We start from the raw sequence: 4,276 nt of genomic DNA, 5'->3' as shown, positions 1-4,276 counted from the left end.
CGTGGCGGCCCCCCCCCCGGGTCGGCTCTACCCCCTCGCGCGGGCGGGTTACAGCCCGCGCTGACGCACCGCTTCGAACAGGCTCACGCCGGTGGCGACGGAGACGTTCAGGCTCTCGATATCGCCTGGCATCGGAATCTTGACCAGGCCATCGCAGTTTTCGCGGGTCAGGCGGCGCAGGCCGTCGGCTTCGCCGCCCAGCACCAGCGCCACGTTGCCCTTCAGGTCGATCGCATACAGCGACTCGGTGGCTTCACCGGCCAGGCCGTAGATCCACACGCCCAGCTTCTGCAGGTCCTTCAGGCAGCGCGAGAGGTTGGTCACCTGCACCACCGGGATACGGTCGGCTGCGCCGGCCGAGGTCTTGCGTACGGTCGCATTGACCGAGGCCGACTTGTCCTTGGGAATGATCACCGCCGTGGCACCGGCCGCCGCCGCGCTGCGCAGGCAGGCGCCGAGGTTGTGCGGGTCCTGGACCTCATCGAGGATCAGCAGCAGGGCCTTGCCCTCGGCCGCTTCCACCAGCCCTTCCAGCTCGTTCTCGCCCCAGGTCCGTGCGGCCTGGTAGCGCGCCGCCACGCCCTGGTGACGCACCGAACCGCCCACACCGTCCAGCGCCTGGGTGTTCACCTTGCGCACGTCGATGCCCTTGCGGCGTGCGTTTTCCTCGATCTCGGTCAGACGCGGGTTCTTCGCACCGGCCTCGATGAGGACCTCGCGGACGTTCTCGGCATCATTCTCGATCGAAGAGGCGACGGCGTTGACGCCGACGATCCACTGGCTTTGCTTGCTCATTGCGGGGGGCGGGACCGGTAAAGGGGTTGGTAATGGTAGAGCATCAAGGCCCACCCTGCCCTGCCGGGCGTTCACGGGGGGCGTTCACAGCCCGCCTTCAGCCCGGCGGCCAATCCGCGGTGTCGTGGTCCGGGTGCTGGTGGGAGACGATATGCAACAGGAAGTCGCCGGCCTCGGCGTCCTCTTCGCTGCGCAGCGCGCTGAGCGACCCAAGGGCATCCACGAACGGGAGCTTGGCCTCGATCCCGTACTGGATCGTCGGCGGCAGGCGGGCCGGTTCATCGAAGGCGCCGGCCGCGATCGCTACGCCATCCGGGGCTTCGTAGGTCAACGGGGTGCCGCAGTCAGCGCAGAAGCCGCGCTGGACCATAGTGGAGGATGGGAAACGCCGGGGCTCGCCGCGGGTCCCGCGGAAGTCGCTGCCACGGACCGAGACCAAGGGGGCGTAATAGGCGCCGAAGGCCTTCTGGCACATCCGGCAATGGCAGATCGAGCTGTGGGTCAGCGCACCGAGCACGTGGAAGCGGATCGCGCCGCACTGGCAACCACCGCTGTATTCGGGGAGGGCCTGCATGGGATCGCTCCGATGGGATCGGCGTGCCCACCAACCGTGGGCGGGTAGACGACGTGCCGACCAACGGTCGGCACCTGCCGCGGTCCCGGCCGGGGCCGGGACGCGGCGAGACCGAGGTGTGTTTGTTGGGGGGGGGCGGCGGGGCGCGCGGGGGCCCGCCCACGGGGCGCCCCCCGCCGCGGACCGGCCGTGGGCCGCCACGCGCCGATCAGTACTTCTGTTTCTGGCGCTTGGCCGGCTGGCCGCGCGGCGGCAGCTCGGGCAGCGAATCGTCCTTTTCTTCCACCAGGCGGAAGTCGATCTTGCGCTCTTCCATGCTGGCCTTGAGCACCAGGATCCGCACGCGGTCACCGAGGCGGTAGATCTTGCCGCGGCGTTCGCCGTTGAGCGTTTTGCGCACCGCGTCGAACTGGTAATAGTCGTGCGGCAGCTGGGTCACGTGGACCAGGCCGTTGACCTTGGATTCGTCCAGTTCCACGAACAGGCCGAAGCTCGTCACGCCACTGATCACGCCCTCGAACTGGCCGCCAACGTGCTTTTCCATCCACGCGGCGCGGTAACGCTCGTCGACTTCACGCTCGGCTTCATCGGCGCGGCGCGCCCGCTCGGAGCACTGCAGGGCCAGCGCGGCCATCTCACGCGGCGAATAGGTGAACTTCTCCGGCGCGGCTCCGCTGAGCGCGTGCTTGATCGCACGGTGCACCAGCAGATCGGGGTAGCGACGGATCGGCGAGGTGAAGTGGGCGTACGCATCCAGCGCCAGGCCGAAGTGGCCCAGGTTGTCCGGCGAGTACACCGCCAGGCTCTGGCTGCGCAGCAGCACCGATTCCAGCAGCGCTGCGTCCGGGCGATCGCGCACTTTCTTCAGCAGCTTGGTGAAATCGGCCGGCTGCACCTTCGACCACGGCGGCAGGCTCAGCTTGAATTCCTTCAGGAACTCGAGCAGATCGGCGTACTTGGATTCCGGCGGACGCTCATGGTCACGGAACGGCGCCGGCACCTGCTTGGCCAGCAGGTAGCGCGCCGCCTGCACATTGGCCGCGATCATGCATTCTTCGATCAGCTTGTGCGCATCGTTGCGCACCATCATCCCGGCCTGGGTGACTTCGCCGGTGTTGTCCAGCACGAAGCGCACTTCGGAGGTTTCAAATTCGATCGCACCGCGGCGGGTACGCGCCTTGGCCAGCACGTGATACAGCTGGTACAGGCGATCCACCTGCGGCATCAGCGGACCGATCGCCTTGCGCGCGGCCGGGTCATTCTCGCCCACCGCTTCCCAGACCTGGTTGTAGGTCAGGCGCGCATGCGAATTCATCACCGCTTCGTAGAAGCGCGAATGGATGACCTCGCCTTCGCGGTTCACCTGCATGTCGCAGACGAAGCACATGCGGTCAACCTTGGGCATCAGCGAGCAGATGCCGTTGGACAGCGTTTCCGGCAGCATCGGCACCACGAACCCGGGGAAGTAGACCGAGGTCGCGCGCTTCTGCGCTTCATTGTCCAGCGGCGTACCGGGACGCACGTAATTGGAGACGTCGGCGATCGCCACGACCAGGCGGAAGCCTTCGGCATTGGGTTCGCAGTAGACCGCGTCGTCGAAGTCCTTGGCATCCTCGCCATCGATGGTGACCAGCGGCGTGTTGCGCAGGTCCTCGCGGTGGCCGATCTGTTCCGGGGTGACCACCATCGGCACCGCGGTGGCTTCAGCCAGCACTTCGGCCGGGAACTCGAACGGCAGCTCATGGCCGTGGATGGCGGTTTCCACCACCAGCGAGGCCGTCAGCTTGTCGCCGAGCACGGCGATGATGCGGCCGATCGGCGGGCGGCGGGTGTCCGGCGCCTGGGTCAGCTCGCAGACCACCAGCTGGCCATCGCGGGCATCGCCGGTCTGGTCGGGCGGGATCTGTACGTTGCGCTGCACGCGCTTGTCGTCGGGCACCACGTAGTTGATGCCGAACTCGACGCTGAAGCGACCGATCAGGCGGCTCATGCCACGCTCAAGCACGCGCGAGATGCTCGCCTCGCGACGGCCACGACGATCGATGCCGGTCACGTTGACCAGCACGCGGTCACCATGCAGCACCTTGCGCATTTCGAACGGCGGCAGGAACAGATCGTCGCCACCTTCGACCGGGCGCAGGAAGCCGAACCCTTCCGGGTTGGCGATCACCACGCCGGTGATCAGGTTGACGGCCTGCAGCGGCGCGAAACCGCCACGGCGGTTCTGCACCAGCTGGCCGTCACGGCACATCGCGCCCAGGCGCTTGCCCAGCGCATCGGCACGGTCCGGCTCGGTCAGGCCGAGATGGATGGCGATCTCTTCGGCGCTCTGCGGGCCATCGCAGCGGTCGAGCAGCTGCAGGATCGCCTCACGGCTGGCGATCGGCTGCGCATAGCGCTCGGCCTCGCGGGCGGCGAAGGGGTCCACCTGGACCTCACCGTCGAGCGGGGTCGGATGCGGGCGGCGGCGGGTCGGAATCGGCCCGGCATGCGCAGGCCTGGGCCCGCGCTTGTTGCCACGCGGCAGCTCAGCGGTGTTCAGGGATTCGGGCATCCAGGGTGGCAGCTTGCCGGCTTTCTTGGCGGCAGCGCGGGGCTTGCCCGACGGACCGGCTGCCTTCTTGGGCGCCGGGGACTTGGGGGCTTTCGCGCCCTGGGTCGGTTTCTTTGGTTTCATTGACCTCAATAGTAACCGCTGCGCGTGTACAGAACCGGTCAGCGCCGCTCCTGTGCAGGATTGTGAAGAAATTTCACAAAACCGTTGACAAGCCTCACGGACATGCCCAGAATTCGCCCCCTGAGTCGCCCAGGTGGCGGAATTGGTAGACGCACTAGCTTCAGGTGCTAGCGGGGGCAACTTCGTGGAGGTTCGAGTCCTCTCCTGGGCACCATGACTCAGAAAATGAT

The 4,276-nt window shown here is 67.2% G+C and carries 3 protein-coding genes and 1 tRNA gene; 1 reads left to right on the top strand and 3 read right to left on the bottom strand.

Features of this window, described 5'->3' with window-relative positions; all coding sequences use genetic code 11:
* Positions 1–48: 48 nt before the first annotated feature.
* The 3 genes from rlmB to rnr all read right to left on the bottom strand — a co-directional run bounded on the left by rlmB (position 49) and on the right by rnr (position 3,923).
* On the bottom strand, positions 49–795 hold the full coding sequence (gene rlmB, locus ABE546_RS18550; RefSeq protein ID WP_019184367.1) for a 23S rRNA (guanosine(2251)-2'-O)-methyltransferase RlmB: 747 nt from the start codon (positions 793–795) through the stop codon (positions 49–51).
* A 97-nt stretch (positions 796–892) separates the two neighbouring features.
* Positions 893–1,369, bottom strand: a complete 477-nt coding sequence (locus tag ABE546_RS18545) for a GFA family protein (protein WP_346464656.1) — start codon at positions 1,367–1,369, stop codon at positions 893–895.
* 208 nt (positions 1,370–1,577) lie between these two features.
* Positions 1,578–3,923: a ribonuclease R gene (rnr, locus tag ABE546_RS18540; protein ID WP_346464657.1), complete on the bottom strand. Its 2,346-nt coding sequence runs from the start codon at positions 3,921–3,923 to the stop codon at positions 1,578–1,580.
* A 250-nt stretch (positions 3,924–4,173) separates the two neighbouring features.
* Between rnr and ABE546_RS18535 the strand changes: the two genes are divergently transcribed.
* Positions 4,174–4,260: transfer RNA gene (locus tag ABE546_RS18535), tRNA-Leu, on the top strand.
* The last annotated feature ends 16 nt before the right edge of the window (positions 4,261–4,276 follow it).

The sequence above is a fragment of the Stenotrophomonas sp. TWI377 genome, assembly GCF_039674525.1.
Lineage (GTDB): Bacteria > Pseudomonadota > Gammaproteobacteria > Xanthomonadales > Xanthomonadaceae > Stenotrophomonas.
This window is presented reverse-complemented; position numbering and strand designations above follow the sequence as displayed.

Coding starts and splice junctions, on each gene's coding strand:
- ABE546_RS18545 (WP_346464656.1), bottom strand. CDS start 1,369: ATGCAGGCCCTCCCCGAATACAGCGGTGGTTGCCAGTGCGGCGCGATC.
- rnr (WP_346464657.1), bottom strand. CDS start 3,923: ATGCCCGAATCCCTGAACACCGCTGAGCTGCCGCGTGGCAACAAGCGC.
- rlmB (WP_019184367.1), bottom strand. CDS start 795: ATGAGCAAGCAAAGCCAGTGGATCGTCGGCGTCAACGCCGTCGCCTCT.